Source organism: Kitasatospora sp. NPDC002543, assembly GCF_053594915.1.
Genome location: NZ_JBSFWR010000009.1, coordinates 111,765 through 134,612, shown reverse-complemented (window position 1 = coordinate 134,612; position 22,848 = coordinate 111,765). Strand labels below are relative to the sequence as shown.

Here is a 22,848-nt window from a genome sequence, read left to right as displayed (position 1 = left end):
GTCGGGGCACGTACCCTTGTGAGCCGTGTCCACTGCCAATGAGCCCACCGCGCGCACCGACCGTTCCAGCACCGCCGTCCAGGTCGTCCCAGGCCTGAGCGAGGCCCAGACCCGCGGCCTCCAAGAGCTGCTGCGGGTGTCTCCGGTCGCCGACGAGATCGCCGGCCGGTTCCAGGCGGCCGGTCACCGGCTGGCGCTGGTCGGCGGCTCCGTCCGGGACGCGCTGCTCGGCCGGCTCGGCAACGACCTGGACTTCACCACCGACGCCCGGCCGCAGCAGGTGCTCAAGCTGGTCAAGGGCTGGGCGGACGCGGTCTGGGACGTCGGCATCGCCTTCGGCACGGTCGGCGCCCGCAAGGACACCCCCGAGGGCTCCTTCCTGATCGAGATCACCACCTACCGCTCCGAGGCGTACGACCGCACCTCGCGCAAGCCCGAGGTCAGCTACGGCGACACCATCGAGCAGGACCTCGTCCGCCGGGACTTCACGGTCAACGCGATGGCCGTGGACCTGCCCGGCCGCGGCTTCGTCGACCCGCACCACGGCCTGGAGGACCTGGAGGCCCGGGTGCTGCGCACCCCCGCCACCCCCGAGGAGTCCTTCTCCGACGACCCGCTGCGGATGATGCGGGCCGCCCGCTTCGCCGCCCAGCTGGACTTCGACCCGGCGCCCGAGGTGGTCGCCGCGATGACGGCGATGGCCGAGCGGCTCACCATCGTCTCCGCCGAGCGGATCCAGGCCGAGCTGAACAAGCTGTTGCTGGCCGCGCACCCGGTGAAGGGCCTGCGGCTGCTGGTCGACACCGGGCTCGCCGAGCACGTGCTGCCCGAGCTGCCCGCGCTGCGGCTGGAGCGGGACGAGCACCACCGGCACAAGGACGTCTACGAGCACTCGCTGACCGTCCTGGAGCAGGCCATCGACCTGGAGCAGGACGGCCCGGACCTCACCCTGCGGCTGGCCGCGCTGCTGCACGACATCGGCAAGCCGCGCACCCGCCGCTTCGAGTCGGACGGCCGGGTCTCCTTCCACCACCACGAGGTGGTCGGCGCCAAGATGACCCGCAAGCGGATGCGCGACCTCAAGTACTCCAAGGAGCTCACCGAGGACGTCTCGCGCCTGGTCGAGCTGCACCTGCGCTTCCACGGCTACGGCGGCGGCGAGTGGACCGACTCCGCGGTGCGCCGCTACGTCACCGACGCCGGGCCGCTGCTGGAGCGCCTGCACAAGCTGACCCGCTCCGACTGCACCACCCGCAACAAGAAGAAGGCGGCCGCGCTCTCCCGCACCTACGACGGCCTGGAGACGCGGATCGGCGAGCTGAAGGAGCAGGAGGAGCTGGACGCGGTCCGCCCGGCGCTGGACGGCAACCAGATCATGGAGCTGCTCGGCCTCAGGCCCGGCCCGCAGGTCGGCAAGGCGTACAAGCACATGCTCGAACTCCGCTTGGAGCACGGCCCGATGGAGCACGACGAGGCGGTCGTGGCGCTGCGGGCCTGGTGGGCCGGGCAGCAGGGCTGAGCCCGGCCGCGGGTTCCCGGGCACGGCCCGGGACGCGGCTCCGGAGACGACGGGAGGGGTGGCCCCGGCCGAGTGCCGGGGCCACCCCTCGTCCGTGCCGGGCTACTTGAGCTGCTTCAGGCAGAGCACGTAGTCCAGGGCCGCGAGGTTGGGGTGCTTGCTGGTGTACCAGCTGTCCGACTTCGGCTGCTTCTCGCAGACCTTCTCGTCGGAGGTGGCGAGGTACTTGTAGACGATCTTGTACTGCGCCTTGGCGTCGGTGCAGGGCACCACGGTGATCTTCGGGTTGGTGTCGGTGGTCTCGCTGGTGCCGTTCGCGTTGCGCAGGCAGTCCCCGGGGTTGGCCGAGTCCACCTTGCTGTCCGAGTCGCTCGGCGTGGTGACCGGCGGGAGCGTGAAGGTCGGCGAGGGGATGACCGGCGGCGTGTGGGTCGGCATCGGCAGCGGCCTGGGGGAGAAGGTCAGCACCGTGGAGGTCGGCGTCGGGTCGGCGACCGGGTCGTCCTTCTTCGGGCCGAGCACCCCGGTCGCGGCCAGCACCACGACGACCGCCAGCGAGGCCGGCACCAGCAGCATCGCGATGTGCGGCCGGCCGGTCAGCGGGACGCCCGGGTCGAGCTGCGGGCCGTGGCTGCCCGGGACGGGCGGGGGCAGCCGCTTGAACTTGTGGTGCGGCCCGAGGTTCAGCAGCAGCGTGATCGGGGTCAGCAGCCAGGAGATCAGGCTCCACCAGCCCTGGACCAGCGTCCGGGCCGACATGTCGCGCACCGTCGCCGTTCCGCAGGTGTGGCAGAACGGGCCGGTCATCCGCAGCATCCGGTAGGCGATGATCAGGCCCTGGTGGCCGCGGACGGTGGCGTTGACCGCCGGGTAGCCGCCGCAGAAGCGGCAGGTGGTCCCGTCCGCCGGGGGCGGCGGGTAGCCGTAGCCGTAGGCGCCGGGCGGGGGCTGGACGCCGTACGGCTGCTCGGGCGGCGGCGGGGCGCCCGGGTAGCCGTACCCGGGCGGTGGCGGAGAGGACGGCGGGGCGCCCGGGTAGCCGTACCCGGGCGGCGGCGGAGGGGGCGGCGGGGCGCCGTAGGAGCCGCCGGAGGCGTACGGGTTGCCGTCGCCCGGTGGCGGACCGTACGGCATCTGGGGCGGAGGCGGAGCGGACAAGGAGGTCCCCCGGGAAAGGATGAGGCGGACGAGTTCAGGACTTCTTCACCGGCGGGACGCCGGTGGTGGCGGGCGCCATCGGGCCGAGGCAGAGCACGTACCGCTTCTTGTTCCAGCGGCGGCCGCTCTTGCCCGAGACCGCGCTCGTGGTCTGCGGCGTCTGCTGGCAGCGGGTCACGTCCGTGGTGCCCTCGAACTTCGCGAGTACCCGGTAATTCGCCTTGGTGTCAGCGCACTTGACGATCTCGACGTCACGGGAGCCGCCGGCCCGCACGCAGTCGCCGGGCTTGGCGCTGCTGACGCTCGGTCCGGCCACGAAGTAGCCCACCGCGAGCGCCACGCAGCCGCCGACCAGCCCGACGATCCGCAGCTTGGAGCGGATGCCCTTCTTGGCGGGCGGTGCGGGCGGTACCGCCGCCGTGGGCTGCGGGTGGCCGTACGGCCCGGGGGGCGGCTGCTGCCCGTACGGTCCTGGGGCCGGCTGTCCGTAGGGCTGCTGTCCGTACGGCTGCTGTCCGTAGGGCGGTTGACCGGGCGGGGGGCCGTAGCCGGCCGGGGGCGGCGGCACGGGCTGTCCGTAGGCCGGCGGCGGTCCGTACGCCGCGGCCGGCGGGGGAACGGGTGCCCCGTAGGGTGCCGGCGCGGGCGGGCCCGCCGGGACCGGTCCGTAGGGATTGGGCGGTGTGCTCATCAGTTCGTCCCCCGAGACAGTGTTCTGTCGTTGCGACAGGCCCGAGTACCTTAGCGAGTCGGACGGACGTCGTCGGCCGTGAGCCCCCGGCGGCAGGCAGGAGGCCTGGTCACCGGGGGAGCGGGCTCCGGCGGGCGGAGCGCAGGTAGAGGACCGCCGTCAGCGCGTATACCCCGGCGACCCCGAGCACCACCGCGACCGAGCGTCCGGACAGCGGCAGTACCAGCGCCGTGACCAGGGCGGCGGCCACGAAGGCGACGTTGAACAGCACGTCGTAGATGGCGAAGACCCGGCCCCGGTACTCGTCCTCGACCGACTCCTGCACCACCGTGTCGGCACAGATCTTGGTGCCCTGGGTGACCACCCCGAGCAGCAGGGCGGCGAGCAGGCAGGGCACCAGCGTGAAGCTCAGGCCCAGCGCCGGGACGAAGACCACCGGAGCGACCAGGCAGACCGTCATCCACCCGGCCAGACCCAGCCGACGGGTGCACCAGGGGCTGATCAGCGCGGCCACGAAGAACCCGGCGGCGGACAGGCCGACCGCCTGGCCGAGGGTGACCAGCCCGGCCGCGCTGTCGGTCGGGTCGTTGAAGGTGTACCGGGCGAGCATCACCACGACCACGATCAGCACGCCGTAGCAGAACCGGGCCGCGGTGACGGCGGCCAGCGCGTGCACGGCGGGCCGGCAGTCCCGGACCAGGTGGCGCACCGCGGCGCCGAGTTCGACGGCGGCCCGGACCAGCGCCTGGCCGAGCCGGGTGCGGTCCTCGTGCTGCTCCGGGCCGAGCAGGTCCGGGTCCATCCGGCGGGCGGCCAGCGCGGCCGAGAGGTAGAGCAGCGCGGCCACCGCGACCAGGGCGGCGTCGGCCCTCGGCCCGGGCGCCATCAGCTGGTGCAGCAGGAAGCCGACGCCCCCGCCGGAGGCGGCGGCCACCGTCCCGAGGGTGGGGGAGAGGGCGTTGGCGGTGACCAGCTGGTCCTGTTCCACGACCCGGGGCAGGGCGGCGGACAGACCGGCCAGGATGAACCGGTTGAGCGCGGTGACCAGCAGGGCCGAGGCGAAGAACAGCCAGGTCGGCGCCTCCACCAGCAGCAGCGCGCCGGTGCCCAGGCCCAGCCCGAAGCGGGCCAGGTTACCGAAGTAGAGCACCTGGCGGCGGCGCCAGCGGTCCAGCAGCACGCCCGCGAACGGGCCGATCACCGAGAACGGCAGCAGCATCACGGCCAGCACCGAGGCGATGTCGGCGGGGGAGGACTGCTTCTCGGGGGAGAACACCACGTACGCGGCGAGCGAGACCTGGAAGACGCCGTCCGAGAGCTGGGAGAGCACCCGGGCGGTCAGCAGCCGCCGGAAGTCGCGGCCCTTCAACAGGCCGAGGAGCGTGGCACGGTGCGCGGACTGGTGGGTGCTGCCGTTCTCGGTGATCGCCACGTGCCCAGAGTGCCATGGAACCGGCCGTTGTTTCACGTGAAACATTGGCTGCGGGAACGTGAAGGGCCCACGATCCGAAGACCGTGGGCCCCTTCCGTGACCGGAGTCGGTCAGCGACTCAGCGCTCGACCTCGCCGCGGATGAACTTCTCGACGTTCTCGCGGGCCTCGTCGTCGAAGTACTGCACCGGCGGGGACTTCATGAAGTACGAGGAGGCCGACAGGATCGGGCCACCGATGCCGCGGTCCTTGGCGATCTTCGCGGCGCGCACGGCGTCGATGATGACACCGGCGGAGTTCGGGGAGTCCCAGACCTCCAGCTTGTACTCCAGGTTCAGCGGGACGTCGCCGAAGGCCTTGCCCTCCAGGCGGACGTAGGCCCACTTGCGGTCGTCCAGCCAGGCCACGTAGTCCGAGGGGCCGATGTGGACGTTCTTGGCGCCCAGCTCGCGGTCGCGGATCTGCGAGGTGACGGCCTGGGTCTTGGAGATCTTCTTGGACTCCAGGCGCTCGCGCTCGAGCATGTTCTTGAAGTCCATGTTGCCGCCGACGTTCAGCTGCATGGTGCGCTCGAGGATGACACCGCGGTCCTCGAACAGCTTGGCCATCACGCGGTGCGTGATGGTCGCGCCGACCTGGGACTTGATGTCGTCACCGACGATCGGCACGCCGGCCTCGGTGAACTTGTCCGCCCACTCCTTGGTGCCCGCGATGAACACCGGCAGGGCGTTCACGAAGGCGACCTTGGCGTCGATGGCGCACTGGGCGTAGAACTTCGCCGCGTCCTCGGAACCGACGGGCAGGTAGCAGACCAGGACGTCGACCTGCTGGTCCTTCAGGACCTGGACGACGTCGACCGGGGCCTCGTCCGACTCCTCGATGGTCTCCAGGTAGTACTTGCCCAGACCGTCGAGGGTGTGGCCGCGCTGGACGGTCACACCGGTCGGCGGCACGTCGCAGATCTTGATGGTGTTGTTCTCGCTGTTGCCGATGGCGTCGGCCAGGTCGAAGCCGACCTTCTTGGCGTCGACGTCGAAGGCGGCGACGAACTCCACGTCACCGACGTGGTAGTCGCCGAACTGGACGTGCATCAGGCCGGGGACCTTGCCGGCCGGGTCGGCGTCCTTGTAGTACTCGACACCCTGCACCAGCGACGCGGCGCAGTTGCCCACGCCCACGATGGCTACGCGAACCGAACCCATTCCGGTTGCTCCCTGTGATCTCATGAGGACCGCCGGGGTCGGCGGAACTCGTCCTGCTTCTTCGATGACTGCATGTACGGGCGCGAGGCGCCCAATCCTGCCGCGCGGCACAGGGCTGGCGCGGTGTCAGCGCTCCTGGGCGGAGCGCCCCGGGCGGTCGTACGGCGGCCCGGGCGGCGGGTCCTGGGACCCGTCCTCCCGGCCACGGCCGTCCGAAGTCTTGCGGGGGTCGGCGGTGCCGGCGCCGTTGTCGGGGCCGGTCCGGCCGGTGCGGTTGGACCGCTCGGTCTCGATCAGCTCGTTGAGCCAGCGGACCTCGCGCTCCACCGACTCCAGTCCGTGCCGCTGGAGTTCGACGGTGTAGTCGTCGAACCGCTCGCGGGCGCGGGCCAGTGAGTTGCGCATCCGCTCCAGCCGCTCCTCCAGCCGGCTGCGGCGCCCCTCCAGGACGCGCATCCGCACGGCCCGGTCGGTCTGACCGAAGAAGGCGAAGTGCACGCCGAAGTGCTCGTCCTCCCAGGCGTCCGGGCCGGAGTCGGCGAGCAGCTCCTCGAAGCGCTGCTTCCCCTCGGCGGAGAGCCGGTAGACGATCTTGGACCGCTTGCCGTTGAGCGCGGTGGCCGGGACGTACTCGACGTCGGGGTTGTCCTCGACCAGGAAGCCCTGGGCGACCAGGCTCTTCAGGCAGGGGTAGAGCGTTCCGTAGGAGAGCGCCCGGAACGTTCCGAGCAGGATGTTCAGCCGCTTGCGCAGCTCGTAGCCGTGCATGGGGGCGTCGTGGAGCAGTCCGAGGACGGCGAACTCCAGCACTCCTGAGCGTCGGCCCACTGCCGCTGTCCTCCCTCCCGCTCGGCGTCCTTCCGGCCGCTGCATCCGGCGGTATTCCGCTTCGATGTATCGGCTCGATATATCGAGAACAGTAAACCCGACCCCTGGAACCGGCAAGAGGGGCGCGCGTGAATGTGATCACAAGCCGACGCGCGGTCGGCGTTGGCAACGGGCGTGTAATGATCTGTTGCCGTTTTGCGGGCATTGGCAACTGATGTCCGATTAGTTGTATATCCGTGCTGCGTACGCTGTCGCGTGTGCACGAGGACCACCTCCGGGATCAGGGCGGTTGGCGGGCATCGGACGTGAACCCTGCCTTCAGGCTGGAAACGCCTGGCGAGGAGTGGCTGGAAGATGAGCGAGCGACGGCGAAGGACGCCCAACCCGGGCGGTGACGGGCAGCAGCCCCCGGGAGGCGGCGGCCGTCGGGGCGATGGCCCGGGGCCCGATGAGCTGCGCTCGGACGGTGTCGGCGGCAGGCGTCCCTCGGGGGTGAGGGAGACCGCGCAGCAGCCCCGGATGACGCGTGCGGAGATGCGCAAGGCTGCCCAGAAGAAGGGCAAGGGGGGCGGCCGGCGCGGTGACGCCGCGGCCTCCGCTTCCGCCGCCGCGGCCTCCGGCCCCGGCAAGAAGCGCTTCATCGACTACCCGCGGTTCGGCAAGACCGGCGTGCGGCGCTGGCTGCCGTCCTGGAAGCAGTGGCTGAGCGGCTTCCTGCTGGTCTTCGGCTGCTTCGTGGGCCTGGTGTTCTACCTGTACCAGACCACCAAGGTCCCGTCGTTGAACGAGCTGGTGAAGGACCAGAACACGATCTACTACTGGGCCGACAGCACCGAGATGACCCGCAAGGGTCAGACCAACCGTCAGATCGTCGAGCTCAAGGACATCAGCCCCAACCTCCAGAACGCCGTCATCGCCGCGGAGAACAAGAGCTTCAAGACCGACCACGGCATCGACCCCAAGGGCATGCTCCGCGCCGTCTACCTCATGGCGAAGGGCGGCGAGACCCAGGGCGCCTCGACGATCACCCAGCAGTACGTGAAGAACGCCTACCTGAGCCAGGAGCAGACCCTGAGCCGGAAGGTGAAGGAGTTCTTCATCACGCTGAAGATCAACCAGGACAAGAGCAAGGAGGACATCCTCACCGGCTACCTGAACACCAGCTGGTTCGGCCGCGGTGCGAACGGTGCCCAGGCGGCGGCCCAGGCGTACTACGGGATCGACGCCAAGGACCTGAACGTCTGCCAGAGCGCCATGCTGGCCGGACTGCTCAAGGGCGCGACGTACTACGACCCCACCAACCCGGACAACAAGGAACGGTCCCAGGGCCGGTGGAACTGGATCCTCGACCAGATGGTGGACACCAAGGCCATCACCCCGGACGAGCGCGCCAAGTGCAACGTGTTCCCGGACCCGGTCCCGCAGAAGCCCAGCTCCAACATGAACGGTGAGATCAGCTACCTGGTCGACACCGCCAACAAGTACGTGCTGGCCACCGACAAGACGATCACCCAGCAGATGATCGACCGCGGCGGCCTGAAGATCTACACCACCTTCGAGAAGGACAAGGTCGACGCCCTGAAGAAGGCCGTCGACGACGTCAAGGCGGAGAACCTCAACCCGCAGAAGCGGCCCGACAACGACACCAACATCCAGTTCGGCTCCGCCAGCATCCGCCCCGGCGACGGCGCGATCGTCGCCCTCTACGGCGGCGACGGCGTGGAGAACGGCCACTTCGACAACAACGCCGACGCCACCGGCGTCCAGGTCGGCTCGACCTTCAAGCCCTTCGTGCTGGCCACCGCGATGCAGACCGGCGTGATGACGGCGAAGGACGACAAGGGCAAGCCGAAGCGGATCAACGCCGACAGCCGCTACCTCGCCGACGACATGTCCGAGATCCGCAAGCCGGACGGCTCGCTGGTGATCGGCGACGACGGCAAGCCGTACCGGCAGAAGAACGAGGACTCGGGCAAGCGCGGTTACGTCTCGCTGCGGCAGGCCATGCAGTTCTCGTACAACGTGCCCTTCGTCCAGCTCAACCAGGACGTGGGCGGCCAGAGCGTGGCCGACATCGCGGTGCAGATGGGCGTCAAGAAGGAGAGCCTCGCCGACCCGAAGACGGCGACCTTCCCGCTCGGCACCTCCACCATCAGCCCGATCCGGATGGCCACCGCCTACGGCACCCTCGCGGCCAGCGGCAAGGAGGCCGAGCCCTACTCGGTCACCAAGGTCGAGGTGAGCGGGGTGGAGCGGCCGGGCTTCGGCAAGAAGGAGGCCAAGGTCGCGCTGGAGCCGGCCGTCGCCGACAACGTCACCGACGTCCTGGTGAACGTGGCGGTGAACGGCACCGGCAAGAAGACCAAGGACCTGGGCCGCCCGGTGGCCGGCAAGACCGGTACCACCGACCAGAACAAGTCGGCCTGGTGGGTCGGCTACACCCCGCAGCTGGCGACCAGCGTCGCGATGTGGCGCGAGGACCCGACGAAGCACGAGCGGCAGTCGCTCAACGGGACCGGCGGCAAGGAGTCCATCCACGGTGGTGACATCCCGACCGACGTCTTCACCCGGTACATGAAGGCCGCGCTGGCCAACGAGAAGAAGATGGACTTCCCGACCCCGCAGCCGGTCGGCACCGAGGTGGACTCCTCCGGAGCGCCGTCCACGAACTCGCCGTCGGCGACCCCGACCGCGACCGACACCGCGTCGGCCCCGGCGCAGCAGCAGTCGCAGGCGCCGCAGCCGCCGGTCCAGCCGCAGCCCACCCAGACCTGCGTGCCCGGCGTGGACTGCCCCGGCGACCAGCCGAGCACCAAGCCGACCAAGGACCCGCACCCGAGCAACAGCTGTCTGCTGCCACCGTTCGGCTGCCAGACGCCCGGCCCGACGGAGACCACTCCGTCCGGCGGCAACGGCGGCGGGCGTCCGCCGGGCGGCGGCGGTGGCAAGCCCACCCCGAGCAGCACCGGCGGGCTGCAGGGCGCGTCCGGGCAGTAGCCCGGTCCCGGCGGAACCCGGAACGGCGGTGGCGGTCCTCCTCGGAGGGCCGCCACCGCCGTTCTCGTACGGGCGGACGCCGGTCCCGTACGGTCGGCGGCCGCCCCGCGGACCGGCCGCCGCTTTCGTCCGGACCACCGCCGTTTTCGCCACGATTGGCGGCCGCGACCGCCGTGCGGGGGCGCGGACCGTTGCGGGGTCCTCCTCGTCCGGACGGGATCGGTGCGGCAGGATGTCCGGCATGACGTCGAGCGATCGTGACGAAACCGCCGGCCCGGTCGGGGCCGGCGCCGCCGCAGGGCCCCCCCCGGCAGCCGTCGCCACGGCCGCGCCGCCGGCCAACACCGTGGTCGTCCCGGCCGACGAGGATCCGGTGGCGGCGGCCGGCAGCGAGGTGTTCGGCGGGCCCCCGGGCCGCCGGGCGCTGCTCGGCGTCTCCTGGTGGGTCCCGGCGCGGTTCCTGGCGCTCGCGGTGATCGTGGTGTCGGTGCTCGGCATGGTGCAGAAGCTGCCCTGCTACGAGCAGGCCTGGTTCCAGCCGGGCTCGCCGCAGTACATCCACGCGTGCTACAGCGACGTCCCGCACCTGTTCTCCGGACGCGGCTTCGCGGCCGGGCTGCACCCGTACGTGGACCGCATCCCGGGATCCTCGGGGGACCTCCAGTACCTGGAGTACCCGGTGCTGACCGGCCTGTTCATGCAGGTCGCGGCCTGGCTGACGCCGGGCGGCGGGGACCAGCAGAGCCAGGAGCAGTGGTTCTGGGCGATCAACGCCGGGATGCTGATGGCCTGCGCCGTGGTCGCCGTGGTCGCGCTCACGCGCACCCACCGGCGCCGCCCGTGGGACGCCCTGATGTTCGCCCTCGCCCCCGTGCTGCTGCTCAACGGCACCGTCAACTGGGACCTGCTCGCGGTCGCCCTGACCGCCGTGGCGATGGCCTGGTGGGCCGGTGCCCGACCGGGCTGGGCCGGCGTCTTCATCGGCCTGGCCACCGCGGCCAAGCTCTATCCGCTGCTGCTGATCGGCCCGCTGCTGGTGCTCTGCTGGCGGGCCGGCCGGTGGCGGGAGTTCCGGGTGATGCTGGGCGGCGCGGTCGGCTCCTGGCTGCTGGTCAACCTGCCGATCATGCTGGCCAACTGGCGGGGCTGGTCGACCTTCTACGTGTTCAGCAAGCACCGCGGCGAGGACTACGGCTCGTTCTGGCTGATCCTGATGCAGCGCCGCGGCGCCGCCCTGGCCGACCTCGACGTCTACATCGGCGTGCTGATGGTGCTGGGCTGCCTGGCCATAGCGTGGCTCGGCTTCTCGGCCCCGCGCCGGCCGCGCTTCGCCCAGCTGGCCTTCCTGGTGGTCGCGCTGTTCGTGCTGGCCAACAAGGTGTACTCGCCGCAGTACGCGCTCTGGCTGCTGCCGCTCGCGGTGCTGGCCCGGCCGCGCTGGCGGGACTTCCTGGTCTGGCAGGCCTGCGAGGTGCTCTACACCCTGGGCATCTGGTCCCACCTGGCCCTGGTCACCGGCACCAAGCAGCACGGGATCGGCGAGGGCTGGTACCACTTCGCGATCGGGCTGCACCTGCTGGGCACGCTCTACCTGGTCGTGCTGGTGGTCCGCGACGTCCTCCACCCGGACCACGACCCGGTCCGCTGGGACGGCAGCGACGACCCCTCCGGAGGGGTGCTGGACCACGCCCCGGACGTGGCCGTGCTGGGCACCGCCCGCCGGCTGCGCGAGGAGGAGAGCTACGCCGCCTACGCGCCGGCCGGCCCCGAGCAGTGGCTCGACGAGCCCGCACTGCCGGAACCGGCCGACAAGGCCTAGTCAGGCCCGGATCAGCGGTCCACCACGCGGTCGAAGTGCGTGGTGGTGTGCCGGACCTGGAGACCGAGCTCCTCGCCGATCGCCGGGGGCTTGGTCTCCCCGTCCAGGTAGAGCAGCGAGACCTGCATGTGCGGCGGCTCGGCGAACCACAGCTGCTTGCCGGACCAGTGGAACGGCGACTTGGTCTTGTTGACGGTCGCCAGGCCGGCCCGGGCGATGCCCTTGGCCCGCGCGCCCATGCTCGCGACGTACTTGGGCGCCTCCAGGCCGATGCCGTGCGCGGTGCCGCCGGCGACCACCAGGATGTGGCCGTCGGCGGGGGCCGGGTGCTGGCGGTAGCCGTAGCGGTCGCCCTTCTGCACCGGGGTGACGTCCAGGACGGTGGCCCGGACCTCCAGCGCGGCGTGGTCGCCCAGCCAGAGGCGGGTGCCGATCCGGGCCCGGAAGACCGTCTGCGGGTAGCGCTGGGCCAGCTGGTCCATGCCGGCCTGGCCGAGGTGGCTGACGAACACGGTGTGCACCGGGATGCCGGCCGCCCGGGCGGTGTCCACCCAGTACGCGACCTCGTCGACCGGGTTGGAGCCGTCCGGGCGGTCCATCGGCAGGTGCAGCGCCAGGCCCTCGAAGCTGACGCCCTCCAGCTCGGCGGCGACGGTGCGCAGGTCGGCCGCGCTCACGCCGTGCCGGCGCATGGTGGTCATGCACTCCACCACCACCCGGGCGCCGTGCAGCGCGCGCAGCGCGTCCACGTGGGCCACCGTCCGGATCACCCGGGCGTGCGGCAGCGGGAGCACCTCCTCGCCGACCCGGTACGGGGTGAGCACCAGCAGCTCGCCGCCGTACCACTCGGCGGCGTCGGCCGCCTCGTACGCGGTACCGACGGCGAGCACCCCGGTGCCCAGCAGCGTCGCCTCCTCGGCCAGCCGGTGGTTGCCCAGGCCGTAGCCGTTCCCCTTGGCGACCGGCACCAGGCCGGGGAACTCGGCGAGGACGGAGCGCTGGTGGTTGCGCCAGCGTTCGGTGTCGAGGTAGAGCGACAGCGTCATCGGGTCAGCCTCCTCAGCGGCGGGACATGTAGAGGTCGAGGGCCTTGTGCAGCAGCTTGTTGAGCGGGAAGTCCCACTCGCCGAGGTACTCGGCCGCCTGGCCGCCGGTGCCGACCTTGAACTGGATCAGACCGAACAGGTGGTCGTCCTCGTCCAGGGTGTCACTGATGCCGCGCAGGTCGTACACCCCGCCGCCGAGGGCGTAGGAGTCGCGCATCATCCGCCACTGGATGGCGTTGGACGGCTTGACCTCGCGCTTGTGGTTGGCCGAGGCGCCGTAGGAGTACCAGACGTGCTCGCCGACCACGAGCATCGTGGTCGCGGCCAGCGGCTCGCCCTCGTGGTAGGCGATGTAGAGCCGCATGCGGTTCGGGTCCTCGGCGACGAGGGCCTTCCACATCCGCTGGAAGTACGCCAGCGGGCGCGGGGTGAACTTGTCGCGCTCGGCGGTGACCAGGTAGAGCTGGTGGAAGATCGGCAGGTCGTCGTAGCCGCCCTGGACCACCTCGACGCCGCTCTTCTCGGCCTTCTTGATGTTGCGGCGCCAGAGCTGGTTGAAGCCCTTGTGGATGTCGTCCAGCGAGCGGTTGGCCAGCGGTACCTGGAAGACGTAGCGGGGCTGGACGTCGCCGAAGCCGGCGCCGCCGTCCTCGCCCTGGAGCCAGCCGGCCTTGCGCAGCCGGTCGGCCACCTCGAAGGCGCGCGCCTCGTACCAGTCGGCCTCGACGTCGCGCAGCCGCTTGGCCTGCTTGGCGGCGATGGCCTCCTTGATGGTGGGGGCGTTCCAGCGGCGGATCACCACCGGCGGGCCCATCTTCACCGAGAACGCGCCCTGCGACTTGAGGTGCGCCAGCATCGGGGAGAGCCAGCGGTCGAGGTCGCGGTCGAACCAGTCGATGACCGGGCCCTCGGGCAGGTAGGCGAGGTAGCGCTTGAGCTTGGGCAGCTGGCGGTAGAGGACCAGGCCGGCGCCGACGAGCTGATTGGCCTCGTCGAACCAGCCGATCGACTCGGACTTCCACTCGGCCTTCACGTCGCCCCACGACGGCACCTGCATGTGGCTGGCCGAGGCGCGGCTCCTGATGAAGGCGAGGTGCTCCTCGCGGGTGATCGTCCTCAGGCGCAGGCTCATTGCTCGGTGCTCCTCGTCGGTCGGGCTGCGGTGGCCCAGGTTCTCGGGCTGACCCTATCGTCCGGGGCTCGGGCGCCCGTCTCGGTGGGCACGACGGCGCCCCCGTCGGGTACCTGTCTCCTCTGCAGATACGCGACGGGGGCGGCGAGGGTTCCGGGCGGGCCCTGTGGGCTCGGTCCCAGCGGGGTCGTGCGGGCGGTGGGGAGGGGCGGACGCGGGGCGGTTCAGCCCCAGAGACCGCCGCGGGCGATGCCGAGGTAGAAGCCGATCGCGGCGGCGCCGAGCGTGATCATCAGGACGAAGCGCTCGGCGGTGGTGACCGAGACGAACATGCCCCACAGACCCGTGACGATGCCGGCCAGTCCGGTCCACGAGGTCAGCAGGTGCAGGTTGTGGAAGAACGAGGTGGTGAAGGCGATCACGCCCAGCAGGGCGGTGAGGCCCACCAGGGTGTTCTCGCGGGGGTGCGGGTGGCCGTCGGTGTTCAGCGTGAGGGCGGGCATGCGGTGGACGGACTGGGCCATGGGTCCCACCTCCTGGCGTGGAGACGAACGGGCAGGGATCCCGTTCCGTCCAGATTGCGGCGCTTGGGGCGCTCTCACAACCCCTATGCGTTTTGTTCGGCCGTCCGGGTGCAGGTAGGCTGTGCCGTCTGCACTGGTGTAGTTGTGCCCCCTTTGCGTCCGCTTCCGGGCGACACCCTCCTTCGGGTGGGGCGGGGGCCGACTGTCCGACCCGGCCGCTACGGTGGGCCGGAGTTGTCACTGCTCCGGTGCCGACGCTACGCACAACCCTCCTGCCACGGAGAGACCGTGGCCGCTGAGTCCAAAGGAGGTGGGTTACTCATGCGTCACTACGAGCTGATGGTCATCCTCGACCCCTCGGTCGAGGAGCGCGCTGTCTCCCCCCTGATCGAGAACTTCCTCACCGTCGTCCGCAACGGCGGCGGCAAGGTGGAGAAGGTCGACACCTGGGGCCGTCGCCGTCTGGCTTACGAGATCAACAAGCAGTCCGAGGGCATCTACTCGGTCATCGACCTGAAGGCCACGCCTGAGGTCGTCAAGGAGCTCGACCGCCAGCTGGGCCTGAGCGAGTCGGTTCTGCGGACCAAGGTCCTGCGCCCGGACACCCACTGAGCCACCTCTGAGGCCTTCGGGTCTCGGGTAGCTCGCGTCCGCTGTTTCACGTGAAACAGCGGTGAACGGACATCTTCCCGAGAGGTCATCACCACCATGGCAGGCGAGACCGTCATCACCCTCGTCGGCAATCTCGTCGACGACCCCGAGCTGCGCTTCACCCCGTCGGGTGCGGCGGTCGCGAAGTTCCGCATCGCGTCCACCCCCCGCACCTTCGACCGTCAGACGAACGAGTGGAAGGACGGCGAGAGCCTCTTCCTCACGTGCAACGTCTGGCGGCAGCCGGCGGAGAACGTGGCCGAGTCGCTGCAGCGCGGCATGCGCGTCATCGTGCAGGGCCGACTGCGCCAGCGGTCTTACGAGACCAAGGAAGGCGAGAAGCGGACGGTCTTCGAGGTCGAGGTCGACGAGGTCGGTCCGAGCCTGCGCTCGGCGACCGCCAAGGTCACCCGGGCCAACCGGTCCGGCGGCCCCGGTGGCGGCTTCGGCGGCCAGCAGGGTGGCGGCCAGGGCGGTGGCGGCTGGGGCGGCGGCGGTGGCGGCCAGCAGGGCGGCGGCAGCTGGGGTGGAAACTCCGGCGGCGGCCAGTCCGGCCCCTCCGACGACCCCTGGGCGTCCAGCGCCCCGTCCGGTGGCGGCCAGCAGGGTGGCGGCGGCTGGGGTGGAAACTCCGGCGGCGGCTTCTCGGAAGAGCCCCCGTTCTAAGAGCTGACAGATTTCGTGCGGCCCGGCCGCGGTGTCCTCGGACGCCCGCCGGGCCGTGAACCCCAAATGGAGCACACAATGGCGAAGCCGCCTGCTCGCAAGCCGAAGAAGAAGGTTTGCGTCTTCTGCAAGGACAAGGTCAACTACGTTGACTACAAGGACACGAACCTGCTGCGGAAGTACATCTCCGACCGCGGCAAGATCCGTGCCCGTCGGGTGACCGGCAACTGCACCCAGCACCAGCGTGACGTCGCCACGGCCGTGAAGAACAGCCGTGAGATGGCGCTGCTGCCCTACACCAGCACCGCGCGCTAAGAGAGGGTGACCGAGTAATGAAGATCATCCTCACTCACGAGGTGCCGGGTCTCGGCTCCGCCGGCGAGGTCGTCGAGGTCAAGGACGGCTACGCCCGCAACTACCTGGTCCCGCGTGGCTACGCCATCCGCTGGACCAAGGGTGGTCAGAAGGACGTCGACGCCATCCGTCGCGCCCGCAAGATCCACGCCATCCAGACCCTCGAGGCCGCCAACGAGGTCAAGGGTCAGCTCGAGGGCGTCCAGGTCAAGCTGGCCGTCCGCTCGGGCGACGCCGGCCGCCTGTTCGGCTCGGTGACCCAGGCCGACGTCGTCGAGGCCATCAAGGCCGCCGGCGGCCCGGCGGTGGACAAGCGCGCCGTCGCGATCGCCTCGCCGATCAAGACCGTGGGCTCCCACAAGGTCTCGGTCAAGCTGCACTCGGACGTCGTGGCCAACCTCGACGTCGCCGTCGTGGCTGCCTGAGCTCCGTAGCGAAGGCCCGAGGGCCGGACTCCTCCGGGAGTCCGGCCCTCGGTCTTTTCCCGGGCGGGTGCGGAAGCCGCCTCCGGGCCGTACGGAAACGTTTCAGCCGCGCACCGCGCCGGTGACCAGCCACTTGCCGCCGCGGGCGCGCCAGACCAGGAAACCGGCCCGCAGCAGCATGAACAGGTTCATCCCCCACCAGAGCCCGGCCAGACCGGTGCCGGTGGCCGGCACCACCAGGGCCACCGGGACGAACACCGCCAGGGTGGCGAGCCCGGCCCAGGCCAGGTAGGGGCCGTCGCCCGCGCCCATCAGCACGCCGTCCAGCACGAAGACCAGGCCGGCCACCGGCTGGGTGAGCGCGAGCAGCAGCAGGGCGGTGTCCAGCTGGGCCCGGACGACCGGGTCGGGCGTGAACAGCGGGACGTACAGCGGGCGGGCGAGCACCACCAGCAGGCCGAGCACCAGCCCGGAGACGATGCCCCACTCGACCATCCGCCGGGTGGCGGCCCGGGCGCCGGGGGCGTCCGAGGCGCCCAGGTAGCGGCCGATGATGGCCTGGCCGGCGATCGCGATGGCGTCCAGCGCGAAGGCCAGGAAGTTGAACAGGGCCATGGTGATCTGGTGGGCGGCCACCTGGTCGTCGCCGAGCCGGGCGGCCACCGCGGTGGCGGTCATCAGCACGGCGCGCAGGCTGATCGTGCGGACCAGCAGCGGGCCGCCGGCCCTGGCACCGGCCCGGATGCCCGCGGCGTCCGGCCGCAGCGAGGCCCCTTCCCGGCGGGCGCCGCGGACCACCACGACCAGGTAGGCGGCGGCCATCCCGCTCTGGGCGAGCACGGTGCCCCAGGCCGAGCCGGCCACCCCGAGCCCGGCGCCGTACACCAGACCGGCGTTCAGTCCGATGTTGGCGGCGAAGCCCGCGACGGCCACCACCAGTGGCGTGCGGGTGTCCTGGAGGCCGCGCAGCACCCCGGTGGCGGCCAGCACCATGAGCATCGCCGGGATGCCCAGGGAGCTGATCCGCAGGTACGTCACCGCGTGCGGCGCGGCGGTCGCCGAGGCGCCCAGCGCGTCGGCCGCCCAGGGGGCCAGCAGCAGGGTGAGCAGGACCACCGGGACGGCCAGGCCCAGCGCGAGCCAGATGCCGTCGATGCCCTGCTGCACGGCGCCCCTGCGGTCCCCGGCGCCGATCCGGCGGGCGACCGCCGCGGTGGTGGCGTAGGCGAGGAAGACGAACACGCCGGTCGCGGTGGAGAGCGCGGCGGAGGCGACGCCCACACCGGCCAGCTGGGGGGTGCCGAGGTGGCCGACGATCGCCGAGTCGGCCATCAGGAAGAGCGGCTCGGCGACGAGCGCGCCGAAGGCCGGGACGGCCAGGGCGAGGATCTCCCGGTCGCGCCGGCGCCGTGAGGGGGCCGGGGCCGGTGTCGGGGGCGAGGCGGTCATGGGGTCCAGGCTACTCATCCACAGGTAATGGATGTAAGTGCCATCTGCCTATTACTCGAAATTCTGAGCGGCGCGGTTCGCCCGCTCTGTGCCCACAGCCGTTCGGAGCTGTGTGAAGAATTTCTCATGCACAGGCCCGGGAAGAGGTAATCCCAGGTCAACAGGTTGACGGTGGATCGATCGTCCGGTTATCCACAGGGACGTCCACAGGGGCGTCCACAGCTTTGCGGCAGTTCTCCACAGGACGGGGCGGGTCATCCACACCCCCTGTGGATAACCGCCTTGGCGCGAGGGCGTCCGGCGCCTTAGCGTGGGCCCTCCGCCCGACACTCCCGCCGCCCCGGCGTCCGATTTGTCGGAGCCGTGGCGTACAAGGAGGATCGGATCCGCTCCACCCAGCCACCGGCAAGCCCGCTCCAACTTCGCACCACTCGCTGATCGGGGAACACGCGTGACCGGCCCCCAGTACGACGACCACGACGCCCCGCCGCCGGAGGAGGACTGGCAGCCCGCCGAGGACCCCTTCCCGGCCGGCGCCTTCGACGACGCTCCCTTCCCGGACGGACCGGGCGATCGGCTGCCGGTCTCCCGGAGCCGCGGCGAGGGACGCCAGGGCGGTGGCCGCGACGGCTTCCAGAAGGGCGGCAAGGGCGGCTTCCAGAAGGGCGAGAAGGGCGGCTGGCAGCGCCGGGACGACAACGGCGGCGGCGAGGGCGGGGGCGGCGCGGACGGCTTCGAGCGCGTACCGCCGCAGGACCTGGACGCCGAGAAGTCCGTCCTCGGCGGCATGCTGCTGTCCAAGGACGCCATCGCCGACGTGGTCGAGGTGCTCAAGCCGGCCGACTACTACCGGCCCGCGCACGAGATGATCCACGGCGCGATCCTCGACCTCTACGCCCGGGGCGAGCCGGCCGACCCGATCACCGTGGCCGGCGAGCTGACCAAGCGCGGCGAGCTCCAGCGGGTCGGCGGCGCCTCGTACCTGCACACCCTGGTCAACTCCGTCCCGACCGCGGCCAACGCCGAGTACTACGCCCAGATCGTCAACGAGCGCGCCGTCCTGCGCCGCCTGGTCGAGGCCGGCACCCGGATCGCCGGCATGGGCTACGCGGCCGAGGGCGACGTGGACGAGATCGTCAACGCCGCCCAGGCGCAGATCTACGCCGTCACCGAGCAGCGCACCAACGAGGACTACGCCCCGCTCGCCGACATCATGGAGGGCGCCCTCGACGAGATCGAGGCGATCGGCTCCCGGCAGGGCCAGATGTCCGGCGTGCCGACCGGCTTCGCCGACTTCGACGCGCTCACCAACGGCCTCCACCCCGGCCAGATGATCGTCATCGCGGCCCGCCCCGCGATGGGCAAGTCCACGCTCGCGCTGGACTTCGCGCGGGCGTGCTCGATCCACAACAAGCTGCCGAGCGTGATCTTCTCGCTCGAAATGGGGCGCAACGAGATCGCCATGCGCCTGCTCTCCGCCGAGGCCCGGGTGGCGCTGCACCACATGCGCTCGGGCAACATGACGGACGACGACTGGACGCGGGTCGCCCGCCGGATGCCCGACGTCAGCGAGGCGCCGCTGTTCATCGACGACTCGCCGAACCTGTCGATGATGGAGATCCGCGCCAAGTGCCGCCGGCTGAAGCAGCGCAACGACATCAAGCTGATCGTCATCGACTACCTCCAGCTGATGCAGTCCGGCGGCTCCCGGCGGGCCGAGAACCGTCAGCAGGAGGTCTCGGACATGTCCCGAAACCTCAAGCTGCTGGCCAAGGAGCTGGAAGTCCCGGTCATCGCGCTCTCCCAGCTGAACCGTGGCCCCGAGCAGCGCACCGACAAGCGGCCGATGGTCTCGGACCTCCGTGAGTCGGGCTCGATCGAGCAGGACGCCGACATGGTCATCCTGCTGCACCGCGAGGACGCCTACGAGAAGGAGTCCCCGCGCGCGGGCGAGGCCGACCTCATCGTCGCCAAGCACCGAAACGGTCCGACCGCGACGATCACGGTGGCCTTCCAGGGCCACTACTCGCGCTTCGTCGACATGACCCGGGACTGACCGGGCCGGGGTGCCCCCGCGCTCAGACGGTGACGGTGGCGCGGAAGAGCGTGCCGCCGGTGCCGGAGAGGCGGGTCGGGGCGCCGGTGGCGGGGAGGAAGGCGGACTGGCCGCGGGCCAGGTCCAAGACGGTGCCGGCGGCGGAGGTCAGCCGGGCGTCGCCCTCGGTGCAGAGCAGGATCTGCGGGGTGCGCCCGTCGATCTCGCGCCCGGCGCCGTCCAGGACGAAGCGGGAGAGCCGGAACTCGTCGATCGGGACGGGGTAGAGCTCCTCGCCCGGGGTGCCGTCGACCGGGGCGGGCTCCAGCACCTCGGGGGCGCCGGCCGTGAAGACCACGACCTCCAGCAGCTCCGGCACGTCGATGTGCTTGGGGGTGAGGCCGGCCCGCAGCACGTTGTCGGAGTTGGCCTGGAGCTCGACGCAGACGCCGGACAGGTAGGCGTGCGGCACCCCGGCGCCCAGGTAGAGCGCCTGGCCGGCCCGCAGCCGGAAGTGGTTGAGCAGCATGCCGGCGATCACGCCGCGGTCGTCCGGGAAGTCCTCGGCGATCCGGGCGTACGGGGCGTACTCCCCGTCGGGGCCGGTCAGCGCCAGCCCCTCGACGGTCCGCCGGACGGTCTCCGGGTCCAGCGCGAGGGCGGCGGTGAGGGCGCCGCGCAGCGCCTCGGACTCCTCCCCGGCGGCCAGCCGCTCGATCACCGGGGCGAGCCCGGGCACCGCGAGGCCGGCCAGCAGCCGGGCCGCCTCGGCGGGCCGGCGGAAGCCGCACAGGCCCTCGAAGTCGCCCAGCGCACAGACCATTTCGGGTTTGTGGTTGGCGTCCCGGTAGTTGCGCTCGGCGGCGTCCAGGGGGATCCCGAGGGCGTTCTCGGCGGCGAAGCCGGCCCGGGCCTGGTCGAGCGTGGGGTGGGCCTGGATGGACAGCGGGATGCCGGCGGCCAGGACCTTGAAGAGGAACGGCAGGGCCGGGCCGAACCGGGCCACGCTCGCGGCGCCCAGCTCGCCCTCCGGGTCGGCCGCGATCAGCTCGTCCAGCCGGCGCGGGCCTTCGCCGCGGTCGGCGCGCGACGGTGCGCCGGGGTGGGCGCCCATCCACAGTTCGGCCTGCGGTTCACCGGTCGGCTGCTGCCCGAGCAGTTCGGGCAGGGCGGTGAGCGACCCCCAGGCGTACGGGCGGACGGTGTTGACGAGCCTGTCCATGCGCGCGGTCCTACTCCTTCGCTGTCTGGGCGGCCCCGGACGTCCCGAGTCCGATTCGCCGGGGCGGGCCCGGCGGTGCGGGCGGTCCGGGCGCGGGCAAGGGAAACGACCCTAGCCGAACGGTGTCACCCGAGGGGAAACGGTGGGCATCGGATGGGAGTGCCGCGGCCGGGTCGGCGGTTCCCGGCGCGGTAGTAGGATGCGAGGACGCAGTAGTCTCCGCCCTGCGCGCAGTTCACCACCGTGGTCCTCCCCGGCGGACTGCCGGCGGAGCCGCGTTCCAGAATGCGGGCGCCGGTGTTCCGAGACCCCCCGCCATCGGCCGAGAGGTTTGTACGTGACCGTGAACCAGCAGAGTTTTGCTGATCTCGGCAAGGTCCTGGTGATCATCCCGACCTACAACGAGGCGGAGAACGTCGAGCGGATCGTCGGCCGGGTCCGTGCCGCCGTGCCCGAGGCGCACGTGCTGGTCGCCGACGACAACAGCCCCGACGGCACCGGCGAGCTGGCCGACAAGCTGGCCGTCGAGGACGAGCAGGTCCACGTCCTGCACCGCAAGGGCAAGGAGGGCCTGGGCGCCGCCTACCTCGCGGGCTTCCGCTGGGGCATCGACCACGGCTACGACGTCCTGGTCGAGATGGACGCGGACGGCTCGCACCAGCCCGAGGAGCTGGACCGGCTGCTGGGCGCGCTGCGCGGCGCCGACCTGGTGCTGGGCTCGCGCTGGGTGCCGGGCGGCCGGGTGGTGAACTGGCCGAAGTCGCGCCTGCTGCTCTCCCGCGGCGGCTCGACCTACTCGCGGCTGATGCTGGGCGTGCCGATCCGGGACGTCACCGGCGGCTACCGGGCGTTCCGCAAGGAGACCCTGCTGGGCCTGGGCATGGACGAGGTGGCCTCGGCCGGGTACTGCTTCCAGGTCGACCTGGCCTGGCGCACGGTGAAGGCCGGGTTCAAGGTCGCCGAGGTGCCGATCACCTTCGTGGAGCGGGAGCTCGGGGCCTCCAAGATGAGCCGCAGCATCGTGGTCGAGGCGCTGTGGCGGGTGACCACCTGGGGCGTCACCGACCGGCTGGCCCGGCTGCGCGGCGGCTCCGCGCGCTGACCGACCGACTTTCCGGACCGAAGGGGCCCGTCCACCGTCACGGTGGGCGGGCCCCTTCGCGCGTCCGGCGGCGGCGTGCGCCGCGGCGGCTCAGCAGCCGCTCTTGAGCACGCTCTCGGGCAGGTGGCGTTCGGCCCAGACGGCCAGTTCGGTGAGCGCGGGCCTGAGCGCCACGCCGGACTCGGTGAGCCGGTAGCTGACCCGCAGCGGTGGTCCGGCGTCGACCTCGCGGACGACCAGCCCGGCCTCGGCCAGCTCGGTCAGCCGGTCGGAGAGCATCCGTTCGCTGATGCCCGGGACGGCGCGGCGCAGCTCGGAGAAGTACGCGGGGCCGCCGTTGGTGAGCACGCCCAGCAGCATGCCGGTCCAGCGCTTGCCGAGCAGGGTGAACACCCGGTTGAGGGCCAGGTCCACGTTGCGGCAGGGGCCGGGGCCCTCGACGCCGCACGCGTCGGTGGCGATCGGGACTCCGTCGGTCAGTGCCTCGTGGTCGTCCATGGGATCAAGCGTACTCGACCCGTCACTAGTGACTGCAGAAAAGTAAGCTGCTACTCTACTTGCAGTTGCAGCGAAAACAGCAGCTACTAATTCTCTGGA

General features: G+C 71.3%; 20 protein-coding genes. 9 read left to right on the top strand and 11 right to left on the bottom strand.

Annotation, left to right across the window (positions count from 1 at the left end; translation table 11 throughout):
* The first annotated feature begins 94 nt into the window (after window positions 1-94).
* Entirely contained in the window at window positions 95-1,519 is a 1,425-nt protein-coding gene (locus ACWD4P_RS06890; RefSeq protein ID WP_449778833.1) for a CCA tRNA nucleotidyltransferase, read from the top strand.
* A 102-nt stretch (window positions 1,520-1,621) separates the two neighbouring features.
* Here the strand turns inward: ACWD4P_RS06890 and ACWD4P_RS06885 are convergent, their stop codons facing one another.
* The 5 genes from ACWD4P_RS06885 to ACWD4P_RS06865 form a co-directional block, all read right to left on the bottom strand.
* Window positions 1,622-2,677 carry an LppU/SCO3897 family protein gene (locus ACWD4P_RS06885; RefSeq protein WP_449778826.1) on the bottom strand — a complete coding sequence of 352 codons (1,056 nt, stop codon included), beginning with the start codon at window positions 2,675-2,677 and terminating at the stop codon, window positions 1,622-1,624.
* A gap of 34 nt (window positions 2,678-2,711) precedes the next feature.
* Complete coding sequence (locus tag ACWD4P_RS06880; RefSeq protein ID WP_449778825.1) at window positions 2,712-3,245, bottom strand: LppU/SCO3897 family protein; 534 nt, start codon at window positions 3,243-3,245, stop codon at window positions 2,712-2,714.
* 232 nt (window positions 3,246-3,477) lie between these two features.
* Window positions 3,478-4,800 (bottom strand): MFS transporter, encoded by a 1,323-nt coding sequence (locus ACWD4P_RS06875; RefSeq protein WP_449778824.1) that lies wholly within the window; start codon window positions 4,798-4,800, stop codon window positions 3,478-3,480.
* A gap of 118 nt (window positions 4,801-4,918) precedes the next feature.
* On the bottom strand, window positions 4,919-6,001 hold the full coding sequence (locus tag ACWD4P_RS06870; RefSeq protein WP_359822995.1) for an inositol-3-phosphate synthase: 1,083 nt from the start codon (window positions 5,999-6,001) through the stop codon (window positions 4,919-4,921).
* Between the two features lie 126 nt (window positions 6,002-6,127).
* Complete coding sequence (locus tag ACWD4P_RS06865) at window positions 6,128-6,829, bottom strand: PadR family transcriptional regulator (RefSeq protein ID WP_359822992.1); 702 nt, start codon at window positions 6,827-6,829, stop codon at window positions 6,128-6,130.
* A gap of 519 nt (window positions 6,830-7,348) precedes the next feature.
* Between ACWD4P_RS06865 and ACWD4P_RS06860 the strand changes: the two genes are divergently transcribed.
* Together ACWD4P_RS06860 and ACWD4P_RS06855 are read left to right on the top strand one after the other, a co-directional pair.
* Window positions 7,349-9,826: a transglycosylase domain-containing protein gene (locus tag ACWD4P_RS06860; RefSeq protein ID WP_449778823.1), complete on the top strand. Its 2,478-nt coding sequence runs from the start codon at window positions 7,349-7,351 to the stop codon at window positions 9,824-9,826.
* Between the two features lie 241 nt (window positions 9,827-10,067).
* The gene (locus tag ACWD4P_RS06855; RefSeq protein WP_449778822.1) at window positions 10,068-11,645 is read left to right on the top strand and encodes a glycosyltransferase family 87 protein; all 1,578 of its coding nucleotides are present in this window, start codon (window positions 10,068-10,070) and stop codon (window positions 11,643-11,645) included.
* An 11-nt stretch (window positions 11,646-11,656) separates the two neighbouring features.
* Here ACWD4P_RS06855 and ACWD4P_RS06850 read toward each other — a convergent pair whose 3' ends face one another.
* The 3 genes from ACWD4P_RS06850 to ACWD4P_RS06840 form a co-directional block, all read right to left on the bottom strand.
* Window positions 11,657-12,691, bottom strand: a complete 1,035-nt coding sequence (locus tag ACWD4P_RS06850; protein WP_359822985.1) for an alanine racemase — start codon at window positions 12,689-12,691, stop codon at window positions 11,657-11,659.
* Between the two features lie 13 nt (window positions 12,692-12,704).
* Entirely contained in the window at window positions 12,705-13,823 is a 1,119-nt protein-coding gene (locus ACWD4P_RS06845; RefSeq protein ID WP_359822982.1) for a lipid II:glycine glycyltransferase FemX, read from the bottom strand.
* Between the two features lie 224 nt (window positions 13,824-14,047).
* Window positions 14,048-14,347, bottom strand: coding sequence for a hypothetical protein (locus ACWD4P_RS06840; protein ID WP_359822980.1), 300 nt, complete (start codon window positions 14,345-14,347; stop codon window positions 14,048-14,050).
* A gap of 321 nt (window positions 14,348-14,668) precedes the next feature.
* On the opposite strand from ACWD4P_RS06840, the gene rpsF reads away from it, so the two are divergent.
* The 4 genes from rpsF to rplI all read left to right on the top strand — a co-directional run bounded on the left by rpsF (window position 14,669) and on the right by rplI (window position 16,443).
* Complete coding sequence (gene rpsF, locus ACWD4P_RS06835) at window positions 14,669-14,959, top strand: 30S ribosomal protein S6 (protein ID WP_329488774.1); 291 nt, start codon at window positions 14,669-14,671, stop codon at window positions 14,957-14,959.
* 96 nt (window positions 14,960-15,055) lie between these two features.
* Entirely contained in the window at window positions 15,056-15,664 is a 609-nt protein-coding gene (locus ACWD4P_RS06830) for a single-stranded DNA-binding protein (RefSeq protein ID WP_359822977.1), read from the top strand.
* Between the two features lie 78 nt (window positions 15,665-15,742).
* The gene (gene rpsR / locus ACWD4P_RS06825) at window positions 15,743-15,979 is read left to right on the top strand and encodes a 30S ribosomal protein S18 (protein ID WP_030059640.1); all 237 of its coding nucleotides are present in this window, start codon (window positions 15,743-15,745) and stop codon (window positions 15,977-15,979) included.
* Between the two features lie 17 nt (window positions 15,980-15,996).
* On the top strand, window positions 15,997-16,443 hold the full coding sequence (gene rplI / locus ACWD4P_RS06820; protein WP_359822975.1) for a 50S ribosomal protein L9: 447 nt from the start codon (window positions 15,997-15,999) through the stop codon (window positions 16,441-16,443).
* A gap of 102 nt (window positions 16,444-16,545) precedes the next feature.
* Here rplI and ACWD4P_RS06815 read toward each other — a convergent pair whose 3' ends face one another.
* The gene (locus tag ACWD4P_RS06815) at window positions 16,546-17,892 is read right to left on the bottom strand and encodes an MATE family efflux transporter (RefSeq protein WP_449778821.1); all 1,347 of its coding nucleotides are present in this window, start codon (window positions 17,890-17,892) and stop codon (window positions 16,546-16,548) included.
* Window positions 17,893-18,343: 451 nt separating this feature from the next.
* Between ACWD4P_RS06815 and dnaB the strand changes: the two genes are divergently transcribed.
* Entirely contained in the window at window positions 18,344-19,948 is a 1,605-nt protein-coding gene (gene dnaB, locus ACWD4P_RS06810) for a replicative DNA helicase (protein WP_449778820.1), read from the top strand.
* A 22-nt stretch (window positions 19,949-19,970) separates the two neighbouring features.
* On the opposite strand, the gene manA is transcribed toward dnaB, so the two are convergent.
* The gene (manA, locus tag ACWD4P_RS06805) at window positions 19,971-21,149 is read right to left on the bottom strand and encodes a mannose-6-phosphate isomerase, class I (RefSeq protein ID WP_449778819.1); all 1,179 of its coding nucleotides are present in this window, start codon (window positions 21,147-21,149) and stop codon (window positions 19,971-19,973) included.
* A gap of 337 nt (window positions 21,150-21,486) precedes the next feature.
* On the opposite strand from manA, the gene ACWD4P_RS06800 reads away from it, so the two are divergent.
* Window positions 21,487-22,251 (top strand): polyprenol monophosphomannose synthase, encoded by a 765-nt coding sequence (locus tag ACWD4P_RS06800; RefSeq protein WP_359822967.1) that lies wholly within the window; start codon window positions 21,487-21,489, stop codon window positions 22,249-22,251.
* A 90-nt stretch (window positions 22,252-22,341) separates the two neighbouring features.
* Here the strand turns inward: ACWD4P_RS06800 and ACWD4P_RS06795 are convergent, their stop codons facing one another.
* Window positions 22,342-22,749 (bottom strand): winged helix-turn-helix transcriptional regulator, encoded by a 408-nt coding sequence (locus ACWD4P_RS06795; RefSeq protein ID WP_359822964.1) that lies wholly within the window; start codon window positions 22,747-22,749, stop codon window positions 22,342-22,344.
* Between the last annotated feature and the right edge of the window lie 99 nt (window positions 22,750-22,848).